21 protein-coding genes are annotated in these 19,524 nt (G+C 63.3%); 12 read left to right on the forward strand and 9 right to left on the reverse strand.

Annotation, left to right across the window (positions count from 1 at the left end; translation table 11 throughout):
- The first annotated feature begins 103 nt into the window (after positions 1–103).
- A complete protein-coding gene (locus PAN08_RS16180; protein ID WP_269792546.1) occupies positions 104–2,215 on the forward strand; it encodes a TonB-dependent receptor in 2,112 nt (703 codons plus the stop codon).
- Positions 2,216–2,278: 63 nt separating this feature from the next.
- Complete coding sequence (locus tag PAN08_RS16185; protein WP_269792547.1) at positions 2,279–2,941, forward strand: hypothetical protein; 663 nt, start codon at positions 2,279–2,281, stop codon at positions 2,939–2,941.
- 179 nt (positions 2,942–3,120) lie between these two features.
- On the opposite strand, the gene PAN08_RS16190 is transcribed toward PAN08_RS16185, so the two are convergent.
- Positions 3,121–4,392 (reverse strand): MFS transporter, encoded by a 1,272-nt coding sequence (locus tag PAN08_RS16190; RefSeq protein WP_269792548.1) that lies wholly within the window; start codon positions 4,390–4,392, stop codon positions 3,121–3,123.
- A 229-nt stretch (positions 4,393–4,621) separates the two neighbouring features.
- Here PAN08_RS16190 and PAN08_RS16195 point away from each other — a divergent pair, with 229 nt between their 5' ends.
- From PAN08_RS16195 to PAN08_RS16210, 4 genes are read left to right on the forward strand one after another with little or no spacing between them, the layout of a single operon-like run.
- Complete coding sequence (locus PAN08_RS16195; RefSeq protein WP_269792549.1) at positions 4,622–5,365, forward strand: GntR family transcriptional regulator; 744 nt, start codon at positions 4,622–4,624, stop codon at positions 5,363–5,365.
- Positions 5,362–6,645 (forward strand): 3-isopropylmalate dehydratase large subunit, encoded by a 1,284-nt coding sequence (locus tag PAN08_RS16200; RefSeq protein ID WP_269792550.1) that lies wholly within the window; start codon positions 5,362–5,364, stop codon positions 6,643–6,645. Before PAN08_RS16195 ends, PAN08_RS16200 begins: the two co-directional genes overlap by 4 nt.
- Positions 6,642–7,139, forward strand: a complete 498-nt coding sequence (leuD, locus tag PAN08_RS16205) for a 3-isopropylmalate dehydratase (protein WP_269792551.1) — start codon at positions 6,642–6,644, stop codon at positions 7,137–7,139. Before PAN08_RS16200 ends, leuD begins: the two co-directional genes overlap by 4 nt.
- Entirely contained in the window at positions 7,136–7,984 is an 849-nt protein-coding gene (locus PAN08_RS16210) for a hypothetical protein (protein ID WP_269792552.1), read from the forward strand. The genes leuD and PAN08_RS16210 overlap by 4 nt, the downstream gene beginning before the upstream one ends.
- Before the next feature lie 52 nt (positions 7,985–8,036).
- Here PAN08_RS16210 and PAN08_RS16215 read toward each other — a convergent pair whose 3' ends face one another.
- Both PAN08_RS16215 and PAN08_RS16220 read right to left on the reverse strand, forming a co-directional pair.
- A complete protein-coding gene (locus tag PAN08_RS16215) occupies positions 8,037–8,861 on the reverse strand; it encodes an autotransporter outer membrane beta-barrel domain-containing protein (protein WP_269792553.1) in 825 nt (274 codons plus the stop codon).
- Positions 8,849–9,076, reverse strand: coding sequence for a hypothetical protein (locus tag PAN08_RS16220; RefSeq protein WP_269792554.1), 228 nt, complete (start codon positions 9,074–9,076; stop codon positions 8,849–8,851). The genes PAN08_RS16215 and PAN08_RS16220 overlap by 13 nt, the downstream gene beginning before the upstream one ends.
- Before the next feature lie 208 nt (positions 9,077–9,284).
- On the opposite strand from PAN08_RS16220, the gene PAN08_RS16225 reads away from it, so the two are divergent.
- Complete coding sequence (locus PAN08_RS16225) at positions 9,285–9,857, forward strand: Ax21 family protein (protein WP_269792555.1); 573 nt, start codon at positions 9,285–9,287, stop codon at positions 9,855–9,857.
- 305 nt (positions 9,858–10,162) lie between these two features.
- Here PAN08_RS16225 and PAN08_RS16230 read toward each other — a convergent pair whose 3' ends face one another.
- The 5 genes from PAN08_RS16230 to PAN08_RS16250 form a co-directional block, all read right to left on the reverse strand.
- On the reverse strand, positions 10,163–11,191 hold the full coding sequence (locus PAN08_RS16230; RefSeq protein WP_269792556.1) for an NAD(P)H-dependent glycerol-3-phosphate dehydrogenase: 1,029 nt from the start codon (positions 11,189–11,191) through the stop codon (positions 10,163–10,165).
- Positions 11,192–11,210: 19 nt separating this feature from the next.
- Positions 11,211–11,729 carry a protein-export chaperone SecB gene (gene secB / locus PAN08_RS16235; RefSeq protein ID WP_057633996.1) on the reverse strand — a complete coding sequence of 173 codons (519 nt, stop codon included), beginning with the start codon at positions 11,727–11,729 and terminating at the stop codon, positions 11,211–11,213.
- A gap of 103 nt (positions 11,730–11,832) precedes the next feature.
- Complete coding sequence (locus PAN08_RS16240) at positions 11,833–12,270, reverse strand: rhodanese-like domain-containing protein (RefSeq protein WP_269792557.1); 438 nt, start codon at positions 12,268–12,270, stop codon at positions 11,833–11,835.
- A gap of 64 nt (positions 12,271–12,334) precedes the next feature.
- A complete protein-coding gene (locus PAN08_RS16245) occupies positions 12,335–12,766 on the reverse strand; it encodes a hypothetical protein (RefSeq protein ID WP_269792558.1) in 432 nt (143 codons plus the stop codon).
- Between the two features lie 26 nt (positions 12,767–12,792).
- Positions 12,793–13,251, reverse strand: coding sequence for a YiiD C-terminal domain-containing protein (locus PAN08_RS16250; RefSeq protein ID WP_269792559.1), 459 nt, complete (start codon positions 13,249–13,251; stop codon positions 12,793–12,795).
- 34 nt (positions 13,252–13,285) lie between these two features.
- Between PAN08_RS16250 and PAN08_RS16255 the strand changes: the two genes are divergently transcribed.
- From PAN08_RS16255 to PAN08_RS16270, 4 genes are all read left to right on the forward strand, one after another.
- Complete coding sequence (locus PAN08_RS16255) at positions 13,286–14,077, forward strand: uroporphyrinogen-III synthase (protein WP_269792560.1); 792 nt, start codon at positions 13,286–13,288, stop codon at positions 14,075–14,077.
- A gap of 114 nt (positions 14,078–14,191) precedes the next feature.
- Positions 14,192–15,172, forward strand: coding sequence for a uroporphyrinogen-III C-methyltransferase (locus tag PAN08_RS16260; RefSeq protein WP_269792561.1), 981 nt, complete (start codon positions 14,192–14,194; stop codon positions 15,170–15,172).
- Positions 15,169–16,431 (forward strand): heme biosynthesis HemY N-terminal domain-containing protein, encoded by a 1,263-nt coding sequence (locus PAN08_RS16265; protein ID WP_269792562.1) that lies wholly within the window; start codon positions 15,169–15,171, stop codon positions 16,429–16,431. The genes PAN08_RS16260 and PAN08_RS16265 overlap by 4 nt, the downstream gene beginning before the upstream one ends.
- Before the next feature lie 39 nt (positions 16,432–16,470).
- The gene (locus tag PAN08_RS16270) at positions 16,471–16,908 is read left to right on the forward strand and encodes a hypothetical protein (protein ID WP_269792563.1); all 438 of its coding nucleotides are present in this window, start codon (positions 16,471–16,473) and stop codon (positions 16,906–16,908) included.
- A gap of 155 nt (positions 16,909–17,063) precedes the next feature.
- On the opposite strand, the gene PAN08_RS16275 is transcribed toward PAN08_RS16270, so the two are convergent.
- Positions 17,064–18,359, reverse strand: a complete 1,296-nt coding sequence (locus tag PAN08_RS16275; RefSeq protein ID WP_269792564.1) for an acetyl-CoA C-acetyltransferase — start codon at positions 18,357–18,359, stop codon at positions 17,064–17,066.
- An 88-nt stretch (positions 18,360–18,447) separates the two neighbouring features.
- Between PAN08_RS16275 and PAN08_RS16280 the strand changes: the two genes are divergently transcribed.
- The gene (locus tag PAN08_RS16280) at positions 18,448–19,335 is read left to right on the forward strand and encodes a hypothetical protein (protein WP_269792565.1); all 888 of its coding nucleotides are present in this window, start codon (positions 18,448–18,450) and stop codon (positions 19,333–19,335) included.
- The last annotated feature ends 189 nt before the right edge of the window (positions 19,336–19,524 follow it).

Here is a 19,524-nt window from a genome sequence, read left to right on the forward strand (position 1 = left end):
ACAAATGACGGAATACTCACTAGGAAGCATTGATATATCTATATGGCGATGCTTTCCCCCCACTCGTTAGAGCTTTTCCTCCATTCACGCTACGAGGCGAGTCATGAGAGATGTTCTGTACAGGAGTGTTCTGGCTGTCGCGATCGTGGCAGCCATCGGCAGCGGCAACGCCTATGCCCAATCGTCCAGCAAGGATGCCGTGCAGCTGGATCAGGTCAGTGTCACTGCACAGCGGCGCGAGGCGCAGATGCAGAAGACGCCGCTGAGCATGAGCGTCATCACGGGGCCTGCATTGGACCGCATGCAGATCAAACGCGTGGACGACATCAAGTTCACCACGCCCAACATCATCATCGAGCAGAACACCGGCACCAGCTCCGGTGCCAAGATCATCATGCGCGGCGTAGGCGCCGACGAATCGATGTTCACCAACGACCCAGCGGTGGCGCTGTACATCGACGATGTCTACATTGCTCGCCAGAACGGTGCGATGCTCGACCTGTACGATGTCGACCGCATTGAAGTACTGCGCGGCCCGCAAGGCACGTTGTACGGGCGCAACGCCACCGGTGGCGCCATCCGCTACATTTCAAAGAAACCCACCGGCGAAGACAAGCTGAGCTTCGATGGCAGTGTCGGCAACCTCGGCCGCTTCGATGGCCGTGCCATGTTTGCCACCCGCATCGGCGAAACACTCGACGTTTCCGCGGCAGTGTTGAGCCGCAACCGCGACGGCATCATGCGTGACATCGCCCAGAACCGATGGGTGAACGACCAGGATGTGCTCGCTGGGCGATTGGCGTTTGCTTCCACCTGGGGTGAAGCGTCGTATGCCACCTTGAGCATCGATCGTCTGCGCGAGCGTTCAACCCCGGCCTGGGGCACGCCGGTGATGCTCGATGCCAACGACCATGTCATTCCCAAACTCGGCAGCTTCTACAAGACCCGCTCCGATACGTTGGGCATCAATGACCTGGATCAGTTCGGTGTGGCGCTCACCAGTGAAACCGACTTCGGCACGTTCTCCTGGCGCAGCATCCTGCACTACCGCACGCTCGACCATCACTTCTACATGGACGTGGATGGCACCGACCAGATGCGTTACCACCTGGAGCAGGACCAGAAGCAGAACCAGCGCGGCTATGAAGCGCAGTTCACCTCGCAGCTGGAAGGCCCCTTCAGCTGGGTGGCCGGCGTGTTCACCTTCTGGGAGCACAACGATCAGCCAACCCGCAACGACATCTTCACTCGCGGAGGCACCAACTACATCCAGCAGGACACCACGGCCTATGCGGTGTACGCGCAGGGCGACTACAAGTTCAACGACAAGCTCACGCTGACCCTGGGTGGCCGCTACAGCTACGAAAACAAGGATTTCTCACTGCGTGCGGTCCGCGCCAATGGTGACCCCAACTTCACCAAGAACCTGGAGAAGAGCTGGAACCGCCCCGACTGGAAAGCGTTGCTGTCCTACAACTTCAGCGACAACGTGATGGGCTATGCCAGCGTCACCACCGGCTTCAAGAGCGGTGGATTCAATGGCCGCGGCACGACCTTCGCCACCATCACCCCGGTGGATGCCGAAACCTTGCGGGCCTATGAAGTGGGCGTCAAATCCACACTGTGGGACAACCGCCTGCGTCTGAACGCTGACTACTACCGGCTGGACTACGACGGCATCCAGCTCACCGCTGTCAACCAGGATGGCGTGTTCGTGATGACCAATGCCACCGGCGCGTTGATCCAGGGCTTCGAGGTGGATGCACAGGCACAGCTGACCGACAAGCTGCGCGTGGATGCCAGCATCGGCACCATTGATGGTGAGTACAAAAACTACTCCGCCGTCAACGCAGCGTACTTCAACGGCCGCTCGATGAAGAGCTCACCGGACATGCAGTGGACGCTTGCCGGCACCTATGTGCAGCCCGTTGGCAATGCCGACCTGGTGTTCTCCGCACAGGCACGCCACACCGACGAGTACTACCAAAACCAGGACACGTCGCGGCTGATCATGACCCGCGCCAATACCGAGTACAACGCACGCATCTCCTACGAGCCGCGTGAGGCGAATTGGTCGGTGGCGCTGTGGGGGAAGAACCTCAGCGACGAAATCTCCTCCACCGGTGGTTTTGATATCGCCAACCTCGGCGTAGGCGTGATCTACCCGAACGTGCCACGCACCTATGGTGCCGAGTTCAAGTACCGCTTCTGGTAAGCCCTGTCCGTTTGCTACACACATCGCTCCCGCAAGGGGGCGATGCTATTTTTGGAGATCACGATGGAATATCAACTGCTGTTGTTGTTGCACCTGCTGATCGGCGGCTACTGGCTGGGTGGCGATGTGGGTGTTTTCTACATCGCCGGCAAGATTGCTGACCCGGCACAACCACTGCCGGTGCGTTTGTTCTCGGCCAAGGCGATGATGCTGCTCGACATGATCCCGCGCACCTGCCTGATCATGGCGTTCGGCACCGGCCTGACCGTGGCCACGCTGGCCGGTTTGCTACCCCTGCAGGGTTGGCTGTGGCTGGTGTGGTTGGTCACGCTGGCCTGGTTGGCCTTGGCGTGGGCTGCGTTCGTCAAGGAGCATTCCGCGGTTGGCCACCGCATCGCCCGTGTCGACTTCTATCTGCGCCTGCTGGTGCTGGTGGGTTGCGTTGCTGCAGGCATCGATGCATTTACCGAGGGTGGGTTCATCGCGCAGAGCCGCTGGTTGGGTGCCAAGCTGGTGTTGTTCGCCGTCATCATCAGCATGGGGCTGTTGGTGCGCATCCAACTGCGACCCTTCGGGCCGCTGTTCGGCAAAGTAGTCAACAACACCGCCAGCGACGCCGAGCAGCAGGCACTCAAACAGTTGGTCGCGCGGGTGAAGCTCCCGGTGCTGTGCATCTGGATGATCATTCTGGCGATCATGGTGCTGGGGAAGTTGAAGCCGTTCTGAGCAGCGGCGGTGATTGCATCTTGAATGAGCAAAGGCCCGCGCAAGCGGGCCTTTGTTCTAGGCGGGTGTTGGAGAGTCACCGCAACAGCCTTCCCCTCCTTTGTTATCGGCAAGGGAAGCGGTGGGAAGCGGTGGGAAGCGGTGCATTCAAGCCGCACGACTCCCCGCCCATCCGCGCCTCAGGCGATGCCGCGCTGTACCGCCGCGTCGCCCGCCGTTCCACCCGCAGATGCTACGAATGCGCGGCGCCTTTCATCGCGTACCAGCACCGAGGCCAGCAGGCCGATCACCACCAGCACCGCGATCACAATGAAAGCCACGCGGTAATTGCCGAAGTGGTCGAACATCACCGCCGTCAGCCAGATACCCAGGCCCGCCGAAGTCGCGTCCATCAAGGAAATGGTACCGAGGATCTTGCCGGCAGCACTCAGGCCAAACGCTTCCACGATCTGCAGCTGCAGGATCGCGTACAGCCCGCCCCAGCCCAGGCCCATCACCACCAGGCCGGTCCACAACAGCTCCGGTCTTTGCAGGGCGATGATCACAGCGCCCACCGACATCAAGGCGACATTGCAGACGAATACTTTTTTCGGCGTGGTCATATCAGCCAGGAAGCCGAAAAAAAACTTGCCCACCATGCCCAACCCGAACAGCAGGAACATGCCATCGGCCGCCTGCTTGTCGTTGAAGCCCAGGTCCTTCATGTGCAGGATCAGGTGCGAGGACAACGACATGATTCCCCAGAACGTGGTGATCGCCACCAGCGCCAGTGCCCAGAACGTGCGGGTACGCAGCGCCTGCCGATAGCTCAGGTCCGGCAGCGAACTGCACACGCCTGGCCGGGTGTCGGCGCTTGCCCGACCCTCTCCCCACGGTCGCATGTCCTCGCTGGGCCGTCGTACCAGCAGAAGGCATACGAAGAACAGCACCATCGGGATTACCGCCATCAGCAGGAAGCTCCCGCGCCACCCATGCTCTGGCAACAAGGCAACGATGACCTTGGGAACCAGCATGCCGCCAAGGCTGCTGCCCACCAGCGCGATTCCCAATGCTGTGCCACGCCGCGTGTGGAACCACTGCGACACCAGGATCACCGCCACGCTCAAGCCGCTGCTCACCACCACCGCTGCGAAGCCGACGTGGATCAGATACACATGAGCGATGGAATGCACCTGCGAGTAGGCCGCGTACAGCACGGCAAGCAGCACGCTGCCGAACAACGCCAGAGTGCGTACGCCGATGCGGTCGATCAGTGCGCCGACAAAGGGCGAAAGTGCTGCCGCCAGCAACAGGTTGAACATGTCGCGGAACTTGAGCTGGCCTCGGCTCCAGCCGAATTCATCCAGCAATGACGGATCGAAGGCGGTGATTCCAGTCATGGTCATGCCGTTGGAGATGGCAAGCATCAGCATGGCCACGACACAGATCAGCCACGGGTAACAACGTTTCATCGGCATCCCTTGGGTAACGGAGGGCGAGCGGTCACGCATGTCACAGCAACAATGTCCGGACAAATAGTCGCACATGCCAGCCCACGGATGAAAGCGCCGTGGGGGTTTGCGGTAACGGTCAAATATAGTTATATAGATATATCATTAAGATTATTCCAGGCATTGGCCACTCCCCGTGGATCCGCTCACCACTCAATCTCTGCAAGGCATCCTCCGCCGCGACCTGCACATGCCGCTGTATCACCAGCTGCAAGGATTCCTGCGCACGTTGATCGAGCGCGGCGAGATCGGCGACGGCGAGCAGTTGCCGCGCGAAGAGGAACTGGCGCGGCGCCTGCGCATTTCGCGGGTGACGGTGCGACAGGCCCTGCAGGTGCTGGCCGACGATGGCTTGCTGATACGCCAGCGAGGCCGTGGCACACGGGTGATTGGCGGCAAGGTGCGCACGTCCACCATTCCCATGCCGCTGAAGGCGCCCTTGGGGGAGCTGATGCACAGCCTGGACACGCTGGCAGGCAACACCCATGTGCGATTGCTCGACTGGGAACGCGCAGTACCACCGGAGCCTATTCGCGAACTGTTCGGCAGCACACAGGACGAAATGCTGGTGCGCTGCGTGCGCGTGCGTTCGCGGCACGGTCATCCCTTCGGCTACTACACCAGCTGGACTCGCACCGCGCACCCAGACTTCAACGCCAACCAGCTGGCCCATGGCCCACGTATCGAATTGTTCCGCCGCTGCGGTATCCATTTCGTGCAGGTGCAGCAGACCGTGTCGGCACTGCGCGTGGGCGCACTGGCCGCCGCGCACATGGAGATGGCCCCCGGCCAGGCGGTGATGACGCTGGAACGCAGCTCCTACGGGCCTGAGCAACAACTGCTTGACCTGCTCGAAATCCAATATCGCCCTGACCAGCTGCGCTACCAGATGCGCCTGGACTACGAAGCCTTCAACCCGGAGACACCCGTTTGAGCGCAACTGTGAGCGCAACGCTTGCCGAAAAAATCCTCGCCCGTGCCTGCGGGCGTGAGGCCGTGCGTGCCGGTGAAATCCTCACCGCCAAACTCGACCTGCTGATGATGCATGACTCCGGCGGTCCGCGACGGGTGGCCTCGCGGCTCGAAAAGCTCGGCGCCAAAGTGTGGGATCCGGACAAAATCGTGGTGGTCTCGGACCACTTCGTGCCAGCCGTGGATATGGAGAGTGCCGACATCCTCGCGCTCACCCGCAAATGGGCGCAGGCACAGGGTGTCACCCACTACGACATGCTCGGCATCTGCCATGTGGTGCTGCAGGAACACGGCCACGTGCAGCCCGGCATGTTCTGCGTCGGCGGTGATTCGCACTCGCCCAGCGGCGGTGCGTTTGGTGCATTCATGGTGGGCATGGGCGCCACCGATATCACCGGCGCGTTGGTGACCGGCGAAGTTTGGCTGCGGGTACCGCAGACCACCCGTGTGCAACTCGACGGCGTGCTCGCCCGCGGCGTAAGCGCCAAGGACGTGATGCTGATGCTGTGCGGCCAGCACGGTATGGGCAACGAAGGCCAGGTGTTTGAGTACGGCGGCAGCGCGGTGCAGGCAATGCCGATGCACGAACGCCTGACCCTGTGCAACATGGCTGCCGAGCTCGGTGCCGAAACCGGCATCGTCGAACCGGATGCGGTCACGCTTGCCGCACTGGAGCTGGCAGGCAAACCCTTCAGCGGTGACATCGCACAGTGGCGCAGCGACGTCGATGCCAACTACCTGCATCTGCACCGCTATGACGCCACACAGATCGCACCGCATATCGCTGCACCGCACAGCCCGGCCAACAGCCGCCCGGTAAACGAGCACGGCAAGGTGCATATCGACCAGGCGTACATAGGCGCCTGTACCGGCGCCAAGCTCACCGACCTGCGCATGGCGGCCGAAGTCCTGAAGGGCCGCAAGATTGCCAAGGGCACCCGTTTATTGATCGCACCGGCTTCGGTGGCGATGACCGCGCAGGCCGCCGCCGAAGGCACGCTGAGCGCGCTCACCGAAGCGGGCGCCATCCTGCTGCCCTCCGGTTGCGGTGCGTGCGCCGGCATGGGTGCGGGCATGCTCAGCAGCGGCGAAGTGTGCCTGTCCACCACCGCGCGCAACTTCAAGGGCCGCATGGGCTCGGCCGAGGCGCAGGTTTACCTGGGCTCACCGTACAGCGTGGCCGCTGCTGCGGTAAAAGGTGAAATCTGTGATCCGCGCGAACTGCTGGGGGAAAGCGCATGAACGTCCGTGGCAAGGCCTTTGTTTTCGGCGACCGCATCGATACCGATGTACTCGCCCCCGGCCCCTACATGCGTGAGCCATTGAGCGTGCTCGCCAGCCATTGTCTGGAAGCAGTAGATGCGGATTTCGCCAAAGATGTGAGGCGCGGCGACATCGTGGTCGGCGGTGAATCCTTCGGCATCGGCTCCTCGCGCGAACAGGCGGTGCAGGCACTGGCCGAACTTGGCGTCGGCGCCATCGTTGCCAAATCATTCGCGCGCATCTTCTACCGCAACGCACTCAACCTCGGGGTACCTGCGCTGGTCTGCGCAGATATTGAAGCCGCACGGGGCGATACGCTGGAAGTGCGACCGGTTGAAGGGCGCATCATCAATCACAGCAGCGGCCGTGAGTTCATCTGCGAAAAGATCCCTACCGAATTGATGGAAATCGTCGCCGGCGGCGGGCTGATGCCGTGGTTGGAACGCAAACTCGCTGCCGAGCGCCGCGCATGAGCGCGCTACCTCAAGGCATCGTCCACGCCACCTTGATTGCACCCGATAGTGAGCAGGTGATTGCTGCCTACACCACGCAGCTGGCAATGCGCCTGCACGAGCGCAGCACACTCAATGCCGACGATGCCGCCGCACTCGATCTGCAACATCTGACCGGCGCACCGCTCGCATGGTTGGCCAATAGTTTCGACGAGCCGGTGCTGCGCGTCATTGAGGATCCACTGGCCATCATCAGCGAACCGATGTTCCGCCACGGCTGGCTGTCGCTGGAAGTGCTGGTTGGCGATATCGACACACTGGCCGCTGGACTGCAGGCACCGTTCACCGTGCTGGGTGCTGCTGCCAACCTCGAACTCAGTGATGCCATCCGCGCCGCGCAGGTGCTTGGCCCGTGCGGTGAGTTGCTCTATCTCACCCAGATCAAAGCACCGGTTCCGCCATTCGACCTGCCAATGACCGACGCCACCGTCGCGTCCACCTTCATCGGCGTGATGACCACGCCCGACCGCGATGCATCGCAACGCGCGTGGTCGGCCTTACTCGGTGCCAAAGGCTGGGCATTTGATACCAAGATCACCGTGCTCAACCGCGCTTACGGCAAATCGCTGGAAGGCCGTTACCCCGTCGCCGTGGTGCCGATGCCCGGCCAATGCATGGTCGAGATCGACCAGGTGGAATTGCCTCATGCCGCAACCACGCGCCACGCCGGGCAGCACAGCCTGTGTCTGCGCCTGCCCCGCGTCGATGACATCACGCTGCGCGATGCAGGTTGGCATGTCACCGCCATCGGCAATCGTCGCAGCGTGCGCGGCCCGGCCGGCGAACACGTCGAACTGATCACCTGAGCGGCATCCACTGGCCCCGGATTCTGCCGGCGCCAGTGATTGCCTGCCTGTCTTACCAATCGAAGCGCAGGCCGATATTGCCTTCGACGGTCCTACGCGCTTTCTGCCGGCTACTCTCCAGGTCACGGGTGTAATCGGCAACCGCGAACGCACTCACGTTGCGGTTGAACCGCGCCACCACGCCGGCCCCCACTTCCCATGCACGGGAACCTTGCTGGTTGGTAATGCGGTTGCTGTCGAAGTCGATGCGATCCTCGCCGTCCAACGTCTGCCAGTAATTGAGTTTGACGTACGGCTGCCAACCGTTGCCGGCGATGTCGTAGTCGCCTGTCAGCCGCAAGCCGATACGCCCGGTCCACGCGTTGTCGGTAGCAAAACGGACGCTGGAAACGGCATCGCGGGCTTCATCCAGATCGGTGCGCTGCCAGATCACCTGCAGCTGCGGTTCCAGCCACCATGCAGATTCACCAAAGTGCAGCAGCGGCTTGCCCACTTCCAGCGAGGCGGTGGTGCCATCACCGCCGATGTCGATGCCCAACCCGCGCGTAGAGCGTGCATCGCCGTCGTAGTGGCTTTGCATCACCACTGCATCGAGATAGCCACCTTCGCTGCCCACACGTGTCCAGTACAGGCCGACATGCTTGTCGTCCAACCGCGAGCGGCCGACCGCCACATTTTCCCAGCCGATCGCAAAGCCACTGACATTGCCCTGCGCACGGGTGCGGCCGACGAACACGCCGAACTGATCGCGGTGCGTCTCCTCGGCATTTGCATACAGATCCAAGCCCGCCTGGATGCCTTGGATATCGCCATCGAAGCCAGGTTGCGCATCGCCTTGCCAATGCTGCTCGTGGCTCTGCCCAATCAATCGCGCCATACCGCGCGCATGCCGCCCTGCCCCGCCAACAGGCGCTGCTCGCCCTGCCGCTCATGGAATGTGCCAAAGCTGGCCAGGCTGGTCTCGCGCAACAGCGGCGGTACCACCGAATAGGCGGCCGTCTCCACGCGATACAGCGGGATGATGTCGCCCTCTGCTGGACGCGCGCCGGGAGTCGCCATCAGCACGAGCAGTGCACAAAGCCATGCAGCCACGAGTCTTGCCTGACTGCGGGGAATCCACGTCTGCAAACAAGTCAACCCATGGCCCTAGGGAAGTTCCCGAAAACGCCCCTTAATTTATGTACTGGTCAGTTTGATATTCAGGGTTTATTCCGTTGGCTAACGGATAATTCACATCAGCCAAGCCGCAAACGTTTCCACGCGGCATCGGCCAAACCAATAAAAAAAGGTAATCCCGAATATGAAGACTTCCCTGATCGCTCTGGGCCTGCTGGCCGCCCTGCCGTTCGCTGCCTCTGCTGCCGACGGCCTGTCTTACAACTATGTGGAAGGCGGTTACGCCAACACCGACGCCCGTGGTGGCGACGCCGATGGTTGGGCGCTGAAGGGTTCGGTGGCTGTGCACCCGAACTTCCACATTTTCGGTGAATACAACGCCCAGGAAACCGACAAGGGCAACGTAGACGTCGACCAGTGGCGTCTGGGCGTGGGCTACAACTACACCGTGGCCCCGAACACCGACCTGCTGGCCCGCGCTGCGTACCAGAAGTTTGATCCGGAGTACGGCACCAAGTTCAACGGCTACAGCGCTGAAGTTGGCGTGCGCACGGCCTTCACCCCGAACTTCGAAGCCTATGCACTGGCCGGTTACGAGGACTACAGCAAGAAGAACGGCTACAACCCGGACGGCGAGTTCTACGGCCGCGTCGGCGCGACCGGCAAGTTCAACGCGAACTGGGGCCTGACCGGCGAAGTGAAGCTGGCCAAGGCTGGCGACAAGGAATGGTTCGTCGGCCCGCGCTTCACCTGGTAAGCGATAGCTGCACAGTGTTGCAAAGGCGTGTGATCTCTCTCCCACGCGCCCTGGAAGCCCGGTCTCCCCCAGACCGGGCTTCTTTTTTTGTGGGCTTTGATGGCTTGTGCGCCTCGCCCTTCCCTTGGCCTTTGGTCAAAAGAAGGCAGGGAAAGCGTCGGCACTGCGAGTCTTCGGGGCTGCCGGAGCCGCCCTCGCTTGCGCCAAAAGCCATGGGGAGAGCGAATTAGAGGTGGCCTTAAGCCAGACAAAAGACATGAAAAAGCCCGGCATTGCCGGGCTTTTTCCTTGACCGTCGCCGATTTTTACTTGAACAGCGTATCCGGATACTCCGGCTTCTGCTCACGGGCCAGCAACTGCTGCAGGCCTTCGGAAGGGCTGATATCGCCATGCAGTACCGATTGCACTGCCTTGGAAATCGGCAGGTCAATGCCATGGCGGCTAGCCTGCCGCATGACTTCATCGGCGGTTTGCACCGATTCCACCACCTGGCCGATTTCCTTCACCGCATCGGTCAGGCTCTGCCCGCGGCCCAGCGCCAAACCCAGGCGGCGGTTGCGGGACAGGTCGCCGGTGCTGGTCAGCACCAGGTCGCCCAACCCTGCCAGGCCCATCAACGTCTCCGGCTTGCCGCCAATGGCGGCGGCCAGACGCAGCATTTCGTTCAAGCCACGAGTGATCAGGCCGGCGCGGGCGTTGAGGCCCAACTGCATGCCATCGGCCACGCCGGTGGCCACAGCCAGCACGTTTTTCATCGCACCACCCAACTCGGCACCGACCATGTCGTCACCGGTATAGGCGCGGAACGCCGGGCCATGCATGGCGTCGGCCACGTCCTGGGCGAACGCCTCGTCATCACCGTGGACGGTGATCGCGGTGGGCAGGCCCAGGGTGACTTCCTTGGCGAAAGACGGCCCGGTGACCACGGCCAAAGGAACATCCGGCCCCAGCACCTCACGCGCGACTTCATGCAGAAAGCGGCCCGAGCCGGGCTCGAAGCCCTTGGTCGCCCAGGCCACGCCCGCACCGGCCGGCCGCAGCGGCGCCAGCGCGCGCACGGTTTCGGCAAAGGCATGCGAAGGCACCACCACCAGGATCCACTTGGCACCGGCAACGGTGGCAGCGAGGTCGGTGCTGGCGCGCAGAGATTCGGGCAAGGGAATCCCCGGCAGATACCGGGGATTCTCATGACGCTGGTCGATGGCCTCAACCATGGCTGCATCACGCCCCCACAGCACGGTCGTGTGACCGTGCCGGGCCAACAGAGTGGCCAGCGCGGTGCCCCAGGAGCCCGCGCCGAGGACGGCGATCTTGTTCGCGTCAGTCGTACTCATTCGATGTCGCTAACGCCGATCAGGCGTTGCCAGCCGGCTCGGAGTCGGCCAGCGAGGTGCCTTCACCCTGAGCCTGACGCTGACGCAGGGTTTCGGCGTACAGGCCTTCAAAGTTGATCGGCTGCAGGTAGAACGGCGGGAAGCCGCCGGCCTGGATCAAGTCGCTGATCATCGAACGCACGTACGGGAACAGGATGTTCGGGCACTGGGTGCCGAGCAGCACGTCGATTGCCTGCGGCTCCAGGCCGATCAGGCCGAACACGCCCGCCTGCTGCACTTCGGCAACGTAGGCATTCTTGTCACCGGCCTTGCAGGTCAGGGTCACGCCCAGCACCACTTCAAAGGCGGTCTCGGACAGGCGCTGCACCTTCTGGTTCAGGTTCAGCTGCAGGTCTGGCTGCACGTTCTCGTTGAAGATGGCCGGCGAGTTCGGGGATTCGAAAGAGACGTCCTTGACGTAGATCTTCTCGATGGTGAAAGCCGGGCCGTTGGCGGACTCGTCAGCCGGGACTACGCCGTTGGTGTTCTCTTCGGACATTTCTCAAGACTCCAGAACTGTTTGTTCAATTAATGGGATTGGTACCAGACCAGCGATGGGGGCGACGCGCGCCCTGCACAAGGCCTTAACGCAAATTAACTGCTCAGCCGCGGCCTTTGACCAGCGGTAGATCGGCCGCCTGCCATGCGGGAATGCCACCGTCGAGCACGGAAACCTGCTCGAAGCCGGCTTTCTTCAGCGTCTTGGCGGCGGTCGCCGAGGCGTTGCCAGTGCGGCACACCAACACCACCGGCGACTGCTTGGCCGAGGCCAACAGCTTGTGCGCGGGAGTCAGCTGAGCCGGCTGCACGTTGCGGCTGCCGACAATGTGGCCCTTTTCAAACTCACCGCTGGCCGACAGGTCGATCACCACGGCGTTGCCTGCATTGATCAGGTGGGTCAGCTCGGCGGGCTTGAGCGATTTATAGCCGCGGAACAGGCGTGCGATCTCGGTGGCGATGATGGCCACGGTGAGGCCGACCAGGGCCAGCGACAGCATCGGATTTCGGCCGGCGAAGGCCAGCAACTCTTCGTAATTCACTCAGGTCACGGGTCGATAAGCGGGCGGGGATTGTCGCACAGCCGGCGCCAAGGCGGCCGGGGCCTCACTGGCCCTGCCACAGGTCCGGTAAGCCGGCAGCCTGCCACCAGCGCTTGTTCTCCGGGTCCCAGCGCCAACGCTCGTTCACCATCACCGTGCGCTCGGCCAAGGTGTTGCGATTGATGACGCCCATTTCCACGCGTCGCTCAATGCTGCCATCAGCACCGGCATTGCTGGAGCGCTCGCGGTAGCCGGACACCTGCACCTGCCGGTAGCGTTCGCGCTGCAGGTCGGTGAGCGGCTGCAGCTTCAGGTATTCCGGGTCGATGAAGCGCTCGGCGCCCTCGAAGTCGCTCCAGCGCACGGCGGCCACATAGGCGTCCTGCGTTGTGGTGAGTTTGGCGCGCTCACTGCGGCTGGGGCCGTCGCCAGCATGGGCGGCAGCGCTAACGAGCAGGAGCAACGCGGTGACGGACTGGAGCAGGTACCTGTACATGGAATCCCCCGGGGCAGTTGCCCATCCTAGCCTTTGCTGATGGCGACGAAACGGCCTTCCAATTCAGCTGCGCCGCCCACGATCTCGGCACGGATGCTTATTCGGGCACGTCCGCGCTTGTTGAACAGCGCCAGAAAACCCTCCCAATCTTGATCCGGCGCGGCCTTGGCCGACGCCATCAGCTCGCCGTACACCGGTGCTCGGTATCGGATGCTGCTGTCGGCCACGTAAACCTCGGCCTCCTTGCCCGCCATTGCCAGACGCAGGCTCACCAACGCCCAGCCGGACAAGGTCATCACCGATGCCAGACTGCCGCCAAACGCATTGCCTTTGTCGTTGACGTTGGCCAGCAATGGCGCATGCATCCGCAGCACACCGCTGTCGTAACCGGCAATGCGGATGTCCATCGCCGCCACCGGTGGCATTGCGGACAGGGTTGCCTGGAGTTGCGCAAGCAAGGCGGAAGGATCGGCGTGTTCGAGCATGGAAGAAAGCACTAAAACGGAAAGCGCACGCATAATGCATCGAATGAACCGCCACGCCTATGTGCCAGCCGACACGGTTTGGCATCTGATCTCACTGCGCCCGCAAGGGCAGCATGACACCCTGCGCAGTGCCGCCAGCCGCGCTGGCGCACGTACTGTTGCACTGTCGCCGTGGCGTCTGGCGCTTCGCAATGACTCAATTACCCGTGACAGTCTGGTCGAAGCCACGCAATGCGATCGCCTGGTATTCACCAGCCCTGCCGCTGCCGAAGCGGCTGCTCGCATGCTGCCGTTGGGCACCCTACGCATGGGTACAGTCGTCGCTGTGGGCGAAGGCACCGCACGTGTACTGCGCAAGCACGGTGCCACCGACGTGCAGGCACCGACGCGGATGGACAGCGAAGGCTTGCTGGCATTGCCCTGCATGCAGTCGTTGCAGGGCCTGCGGGTGGCATTGATCACCGCGCCCGGTGGTCGCGGCATGATCACCGCACAGGTCCGTGAACGCGGCGCCGAACTGCTGCGGGTGGACGTTTACGAACGCGTGCCGCTGCCGGTCAGCGCCGCCAGCATTGCGCGCCTGCAGGCACTGCCAGAACCGGCGGTACTGGCTGTCAGCAGCGGCGAAGCGCTGGAAACCGTACTGCCGCAACTGCCCCCTGCCCTGCAACAACGCTGGCGGCAAACACCGGTGGTGACCGCCAGCGTGCGGCTTACCGCTCTGGCGCACACATTGGGCTTTCAGCGCGTCAGCACCGCCGCTGGGCCGCTGCCGGCGCAGCTGGTTGAAGCTGCCAGCGCTGCCGTACACCCGTCGCCCCGCTGACTCGGCAACCGCCCGCGGCTTGCAGGCAAGCAGCGGCGCGGGCGATGCTTCGTCAGCAAACCCACGTCACACTCCCCATGTTGTGGGCCTGCTTGCCAAGGATGCTGTGCTTCCATGAATGACGTTTCCCCCACCTCAACGCACCGCAGCTCATTGCGCTGGGTGCTGCCATTGATCGTGCTCGGCGCCCTGTGTGCGGCCGGGTGGTTTGGCTGGCATGCCTGGCAATCCTGGCAACAACAGACCGCACTTGCCCGCAACAGCGTCGTTCAGGAAATGAGCGCGTTGCGCGACAGCATGGAGGCCCTGCGCAGCGACCAGCGCAACAACGCCCGCAGCCTGCAGGATGCCGCCGCCACCAACCGCGTGCTGCGCGATGAAGTGCTCGGCCTCGGCCAGCGCAGCGCATTGCTGGAAGGCAGCGTGGCCAAGCTCGCCGACAGTTCGCACCAGGGCGCGCAGGCCGTGCGCCGCGAAGAAGCCGAGCTGCTGCTCAGCCAGGCACAACAGCGCTTGGTCTATGCCGATGACATCGACGGTGCGCGCCGCCTGTACGCACTGGCGGCCGAGGTACTGGAGAGCACCGACAACGCCGATTACCTCAACCTGCGCCAGGCCTTGATCCAGGAACGGAATGCCATTGATGCCCTCGGCCCCGGTATCCGTGCAAGTACCGCGGGGCAACTGACCGCTTGGACCACTTCACTGAACACCCTGCCCGAACAGGTGGCACACGCTGCCGACGCGGAACAACCATGGTGGCAGCAACTGCTTTCACCATTGGTGCAGATCCACCCTTCCGACAGCCGCGTGCTGGTCGCTCGCTCCGAGCGCATGGCCGCCACCGATGCACTGCAGATCGAACTGAGCCTGGCCCGTGCGGCGCTTGAACGCGGCGACGAGCAGGGCTGGCAACAGGCACTGGACCGCACCGATGGCTGGTTGCTGCGGCTGTGGCCCGAATCACCGCAACGCAAGCAGCACCGCGACCAATTGCAGGCCATGCGCGACGCACAACTCCGCCCGGCAATTCCCGAATTGGGCAGTACCCTGCAGCAACTGCGCGCCATGCGTGCCGCAAAGGAATTCCCATGAAGGCCTTCCGTTCCATGTTGGTGATCCTGCTGGTCGCCGCCGTCGGCATCTTCGGTGCGCAATGGCTGGGGCAGGAATCGGTGCGCTCGCTGGGCGAAGTCATCGTCCGCGCAGGCGGCCACGACTACATCGCTACATTGCCGCAGGCGGTACTGGCGCTGGTGATCGCACTGTTGTTGTTGTGGCTGGTGTGGACGCTGGTCAGTGCCCCGTTCCGCACCTGGGCGCGCTACCGCAGCAAGCAGGGCCGCGCGCGTCTGATTGATGGGCTGCAGGCGCTGGATGGCGGCCAATGGCAGCGCGCGGAAAAGCTGTTGCAAAGCGCGGCTACCGAAAAGCAGGCACGCCCGATCGCTTTGGTCGCGGCCATGCGCGCTGCCGAAGCGCGTGACGACAGCAACGCCGCCGGCCAACACCTGCAGCAACTGGGCGCAGCCGACCCGGCGCTGCATGCACTGCACAGCGCCGAGCGCTGGTTGCAGCAGGACAAACCACTGGAAGCAATCACCGCATTGGACGCCCCCGGCGTCCAGCCGCTGCCGCCGCGCGGCCTGTGGCTGCGCACCGATGCGTTGGCCCGCGTTGGGCGCGCCGAAGAGGCCTATGGCCAACTGGGCGCACTGCGCCAGCAGCAGGCGCTACCGCCGAACACGATCGCCGCGTTGGAAACGCGTCTTGCGCTGCAGATGCTGGATGAGGCCACCGATGTGAATGTGCTGGCCGCACGCTGGGAAGTGCTGCCCAAGACGCTGCGCGTCAGCCCCGAAGCCGTGGCCCGATATGCACAGCGCGCTGCTGCCCTGAACTGGAATGACGTGGCGCTGCGAGTCATCGAGCAGACCCTGGACACGCAGTGGGATGAAGCACTGGTCACGCTCTATGGCGAACTGCCGGTGGACAAGCTCGATTCGCGCCGCGCCAGCGCGCAACGCTGGTTGCAATCACACCCCTCCAGCCCGGCGCTGTTGCTGACCCTGGCGCGGCTGGCCAATGGCCAGGGACAGTGGATGCAGAGCGAAGAATTCCTGCACCGCGCCATCGCCCAGGGCGCCGGTCCGGAAGCCTGGGAAATGCTCGGCGAAGGCTTCGCCGCGCAGGGCGACGACGCGTTGGCGCGGCAATGCCTGCTCAACGCCGTGCGCCAACGTCGCAACCAGGCCCCGCTGGCGATCAACCGCCGCGACTTGCGCCAGCAGATCCAGGATCAGGCCGTTGCGGAAGAGCGCGACGAACACGGCTTCCCGCGCCTGAAAGGCTGAAACCGTGACATCCAGTTCCCGAACGGCGCTTCCCACACAATGAACATACCTGCCGATATCCACACGCGCGTCGTGGATCTCACCAACGCCATGATCGATGCCGGCCAATCCGGCGATACAGAAGGCGCTGAGTCCCTGTACGCGGAACTGAGCCGCTACTGCGAATCCGTCGCGGCCGATGGGCGCGACCATCCGTTCCTGTGGGAAACGCTGGCTGACTTCACCGACGATGACCGCGATGCCATCGCCATCTACCTGCGCGCCTTGCCACTTGCCAGCGCCGCAGACGCAGCCGAATACGCGGCATCGATCTGCCTCGCCGTGGCCGAGCGCCATTCAAATCTCGACGAATTCGATGTCGCCCGGCGCTACGCATTGCAGGCCGAGGCATTCGCCCATAACACCGATGACCTGCCGCTACGCAAGATCATCGGCCAGTTTCTGCAGGACCATGCCGATGCGGCGGATGAACGCTGACCAGCAAAGCCCCTGTATCAGAGCGGGCTAAGCGGCGAAGCCGGCGGTGTGCCCGCTGCCGATGATTCTCGACCGGGCACCCGATGATTGCGGTGGCTTTCGCAGGCGCTGAACTTTGTCAGTTTTGCGCCTTCGGCTATCCCTGAAAAAACGAATCAGCGTTCGACAATCGCCACAACGCCCATGCCGCCAGCAGTGCAGATGGACACCAGCGCGCGGCCACCACCGCGTGCGGCAAGTTCCTTGGCCACGGTGCCGATGATGCGGGCGCCGGTGGCAGCGAATGGATGGCCGGTGCCCAGCGACGAACCCAGCGGGTTGATCTTCTGCGGGTCGATGCTGCCCAGCGGTGCGTCCAGTCCCAGGCGGTTGCGACAGTAGTCTTCGCTTTCCCACGCACGCAACGTGCACAGCACCTGCGCGGCGAAGGCTTCGTGGATTTCGTAGATGTCGAAATCCTGCAGGGTCAAACCATTGCGCTTGAGCATCTCCGGCACGGCGATGGTCGGCGCCATCAGCAGGCCTTCCCCATGCACGAAGTCCACGGCCGCCACCTGCGAATCACGCAGATAAGCCAGCGGTTCATGGCCGTGCGCGCGCGCCCATTCCTCACTGGCCAGCAATACCGCAGCGGCGCCGTCGGTCAACGGGGTGGAGTTGGCGGCGGTCAGCGTGCCACGGCCGGAGACCTTGTCGAAGGCCGGCTTCAACGTCGCCAGCTTTTCCAGCGAGGTGTCCGGGCGCAGGATGTTGTCGCGCTCCACGCCGCGGAACGGCGCGATCAGGTCGTTGAAGAAACCGCGCTCGTAAGCGGCGGCCAGCTTCTTGTGCGAGGACACCGCCCACTCATCCTGGGAATCACGGGAGATGTTCCATTCCTTGGCCATGTCTTCGCAGTGGTCGCCCATGCTCTTGCCGGTACGCGGCTCAGCCACACCGGGGAACTCGGGCTTGAGTTCGGAAAACTTGAAGCCCTTGGTCAACGCACGCAGCTTGTCGCCGGTGCTCTTGGCGCGGTTGGCAGCCAGCAGGCGCGCGCGCAGCTTCTTGCCATAGACGATCGGCACGTCGGAGGTGGTATCCGAACCGCCGCCGATGCCCGATTCAATCTGGCCCAGCGCGATTTTGTTGGCCACGGTGATGATGCTGTCCAGCGACGTGCCACAGGCGCGTTGCAGGGTGATGCCCGGGGTCAGCGGCGACAGGCCCGAAGACAGCGCAGCCTCGCGGCCCAGGTTCCAGTCACTGGGGTGCTTGATCACCGCACCCATCGCGACTTCGCCCAATTGCTGGCCGTGCAGACCAAACCGTTCGACCAGGGCGCCGAGCGTACGTACCGACATGCCGAGATTGCCAACATCCGAATAGGCAGTGTTCTGGCGGCAGAACGGGATGCGTACACCACCGAGGATGGCGACGGGACGAGCGCTGGGCATGCGGGTACCTGACATGAAGTTGAGTGCGATGTGGCCTGCAGGTGATAGCAGGCATAATGGCGTTGAGTGTAGCTTCGAGGCCGTGATGGGCCAACCGCGAACCATGAGCAATTCCAACCCCGACATGAACGCTTTGGGCCTGATGGCTCTGGAACTGGCCGGTGGCCAGCAACCGAACAAGGCCGCGCTGCCTTCGGATCAGGCCGGTGAGCTGGCCGCGCTGGTCGGCCGCGATCTGGCCAAACTGGTGCCGCAGGTCAGTGGACTTGATCTGGTACTGGCCGCCGCGCATTTCGATCCGGCCGAAGTATTGCGCCCGGGCTGGCCGATCCACCGCCGCCTGGAAGAGCTGCAGATGCGCGCCCCGGGCCGCAACCAGGGCCCGCGCCTGCTGGCCTTTGGCGCTGACGTGAATGGCGACGTGCCATTGCCGCTGCAGGCCGACGCGAGCTTGACCGGCGGTGGCCTGCGGGTAGTGCCGTTCGTGCTGACCAGCAGCGATACCGGCCTGTTGCAGGAAACGCGCGACGCACTGGAAGACGTGTTGTTGGCCAATGGCATGGCACAGCCGGACACCGCGATGCTGGCGCAGAACGCGTTTGGCGCGCAGATCGAGCACGCGCGTTACTTCACCCTCAACGACTTGGCCGCGATGATGGCCATGCAGTACGACAATCAGGGGCTGGCCGCATTGTGGCCGGTGCTGGAAACGGCGATGTTCGCGCCCGGCGAGGAACACTGGCTGGAAGCACCGCCCGAACCGCTGCTGCGCTACGTCGGCGGTGAAGTGCGCATGGCGCTGTTCGACCCGGCCGGCTGGTGCTCACACTACGCGCATGACAACAACGACTGCGACCGCCTGCAGCGGGTTTACGAGCAATACCTGATGCGCCAGCGGCAGATGGCCGCCGTGCTGGAAGCCCACGGCGTCGAAGTGCTGTATGTGCACGTGCATGCCGGCCAGGATGCGAAGGTATTGCTGGGGCATTGATTGCTACCGCGTAGTACAGAAAAAGGGCCGCTATTGCGGCCCTTTTCTTTACGCGTTCCACCGCAGGCGGAGAGGGAATGCAGGGGAATTTCTGAAAATTTCCGCCGTTGCACGCAACACGTCAATCGCACTCACCCCCCGCTCCCGCCTCTCCCGTTTGCTGCCGCAAGAGGGAGAGTGCAGAGCAAC

Source organism: Stenotrophomonas sp. Iso1 (assembly GCF_027497995.1).
Classification (GTDB): Bacteria; Pseudomonadota; Gammaproteobacteria; order Xanthomonadales; family Xanthomonadaceae; genus Stenotrophomonas.

Bases quoted from the DNA above. Each gene is read 5' to 3' on its own strand.
- PAN08_RS16260 (WP_269792561.1), top strand. From the start codon at position 14,192: ATGAATGACGTTTCCCCCACCTCAACGCACCGCAGCTCATTGCGCTGG.
- PAN08_RS16255 (WP_269792560.1), top strand. From the start codon at position 13,286: ATGCATCGAATGAACCGCCACGCCTATGTGCCAGCCGACACGGTTTGG.
- PAN08_RS16270 (WP_269792563.1), top strand. From the start codon at position 16,471: ATGAACATACCTGCCGATATCCACACGCGCGTCGTGGATCTCACCAAC.
- secB (WP_057633996.1), bottom strand. From the start codon at position 11,729: ATGTCCGAAGAGAACACCAACGGCGTAGTCCCGGCTGACGAGTCCGCC.
- PAN08_RS16215 (WP_269792553.1), bottom strand. From the start codon at position 8,861: ATGGCGCGATTGATTGGGCAGAGCCACGAGCAGCATTGGCAAGGCGAT.
- PAN08_RS16180 (WP_269792546.1), top strand. From the start codon at position 104: ATGAGAGATGTTCTGTACAGGAGTGTTCTGGCTGTCGCGATCGTGGCA.
- PAN08_RS16185 (WP_269792547.1), top strand. From the start codon at position 2,279: ATGGAATATCAACTGCTGTTGTTGTTGCACCTGCTGATCGGCGGCTAC.
- PAN08_RS16265 (WP_269792562.1), top strand. From the start codon at position 15,169: ATGAAGGCCTTCCGTTCCATGTTGGTGATCCTGCTGGTCGCCGCCGTC.
- PAN08_RS16225 (WP_269792555.1), top strand. From the start codon at position 9,285: ATGAAGACTTCCCTGATCGCTCTGGGCCTGCTGGCCGCCCTGCCGTTC.
- PAN08_RS16195 (WP_269792549.1), top strand. From the start codon at position 4,622: ATGCCGCTGTATCACCAGCTGCAAGGATTCCTGCGCACGTTGATCGAG.
- PAN08_RS16250 (WP_269792559.1), bottom strand. From the start codon at position 13,251: ATGCTCGAACACGCCGATCCTTCCGCCTTGCTTGCGCAACTCCAGGCA.
- PAN08_RS16230 (WP_269792556.1), bottom strand. From the start codon at position 11,191: ATGAGTACGACTGACGCGAACAAGATCGCCGTCCTCGGCGCGGGCTCC.
- PAN08_RS16210 (WP_269792552.1), top strand. From the start codon at position 7,136: ATGAGCGCGCTACCTCAAGGCATCGTCCACGCCACCTTGATTGCACCC.
- leuD (WP_269792551.1), top strand. From the start codon at position 6,642: ATGAACGTCCGTGGCAAGGCCTTTGTTTTCGGCGACCGCATCGATACC.
- PAN08_RS16245 (WP_269792558.1), bottom strand. From the start codon at position 12,766: ATGTACAGGTACCTGCTCCAGTCCGTCACCGCGTTGCTCCTGCTCGTT.
- PAN08_RS16280 (WP_269792565.1), top strand. From the start codon at position 18,448: ATGAGCAATTCCAACCCCGACATGAACGCTTTGGGCCTGATGGCTCTG.
- PAN08_RS16275 (WP_269792564.1), bottom strand. From the start codon at position 18,359: ATGTCAGGTACCCGCATGCCCAGCGCTCGTCCCGTCGCCATCCTCGGT.
- PAN08_RS16190 (WP_269792548.1), bottom strand. From the start codon at position 4,392: ATGAAACGTTGTTACCCGTGGCTGATCTGTGTCGTGGCCATGCTGATG.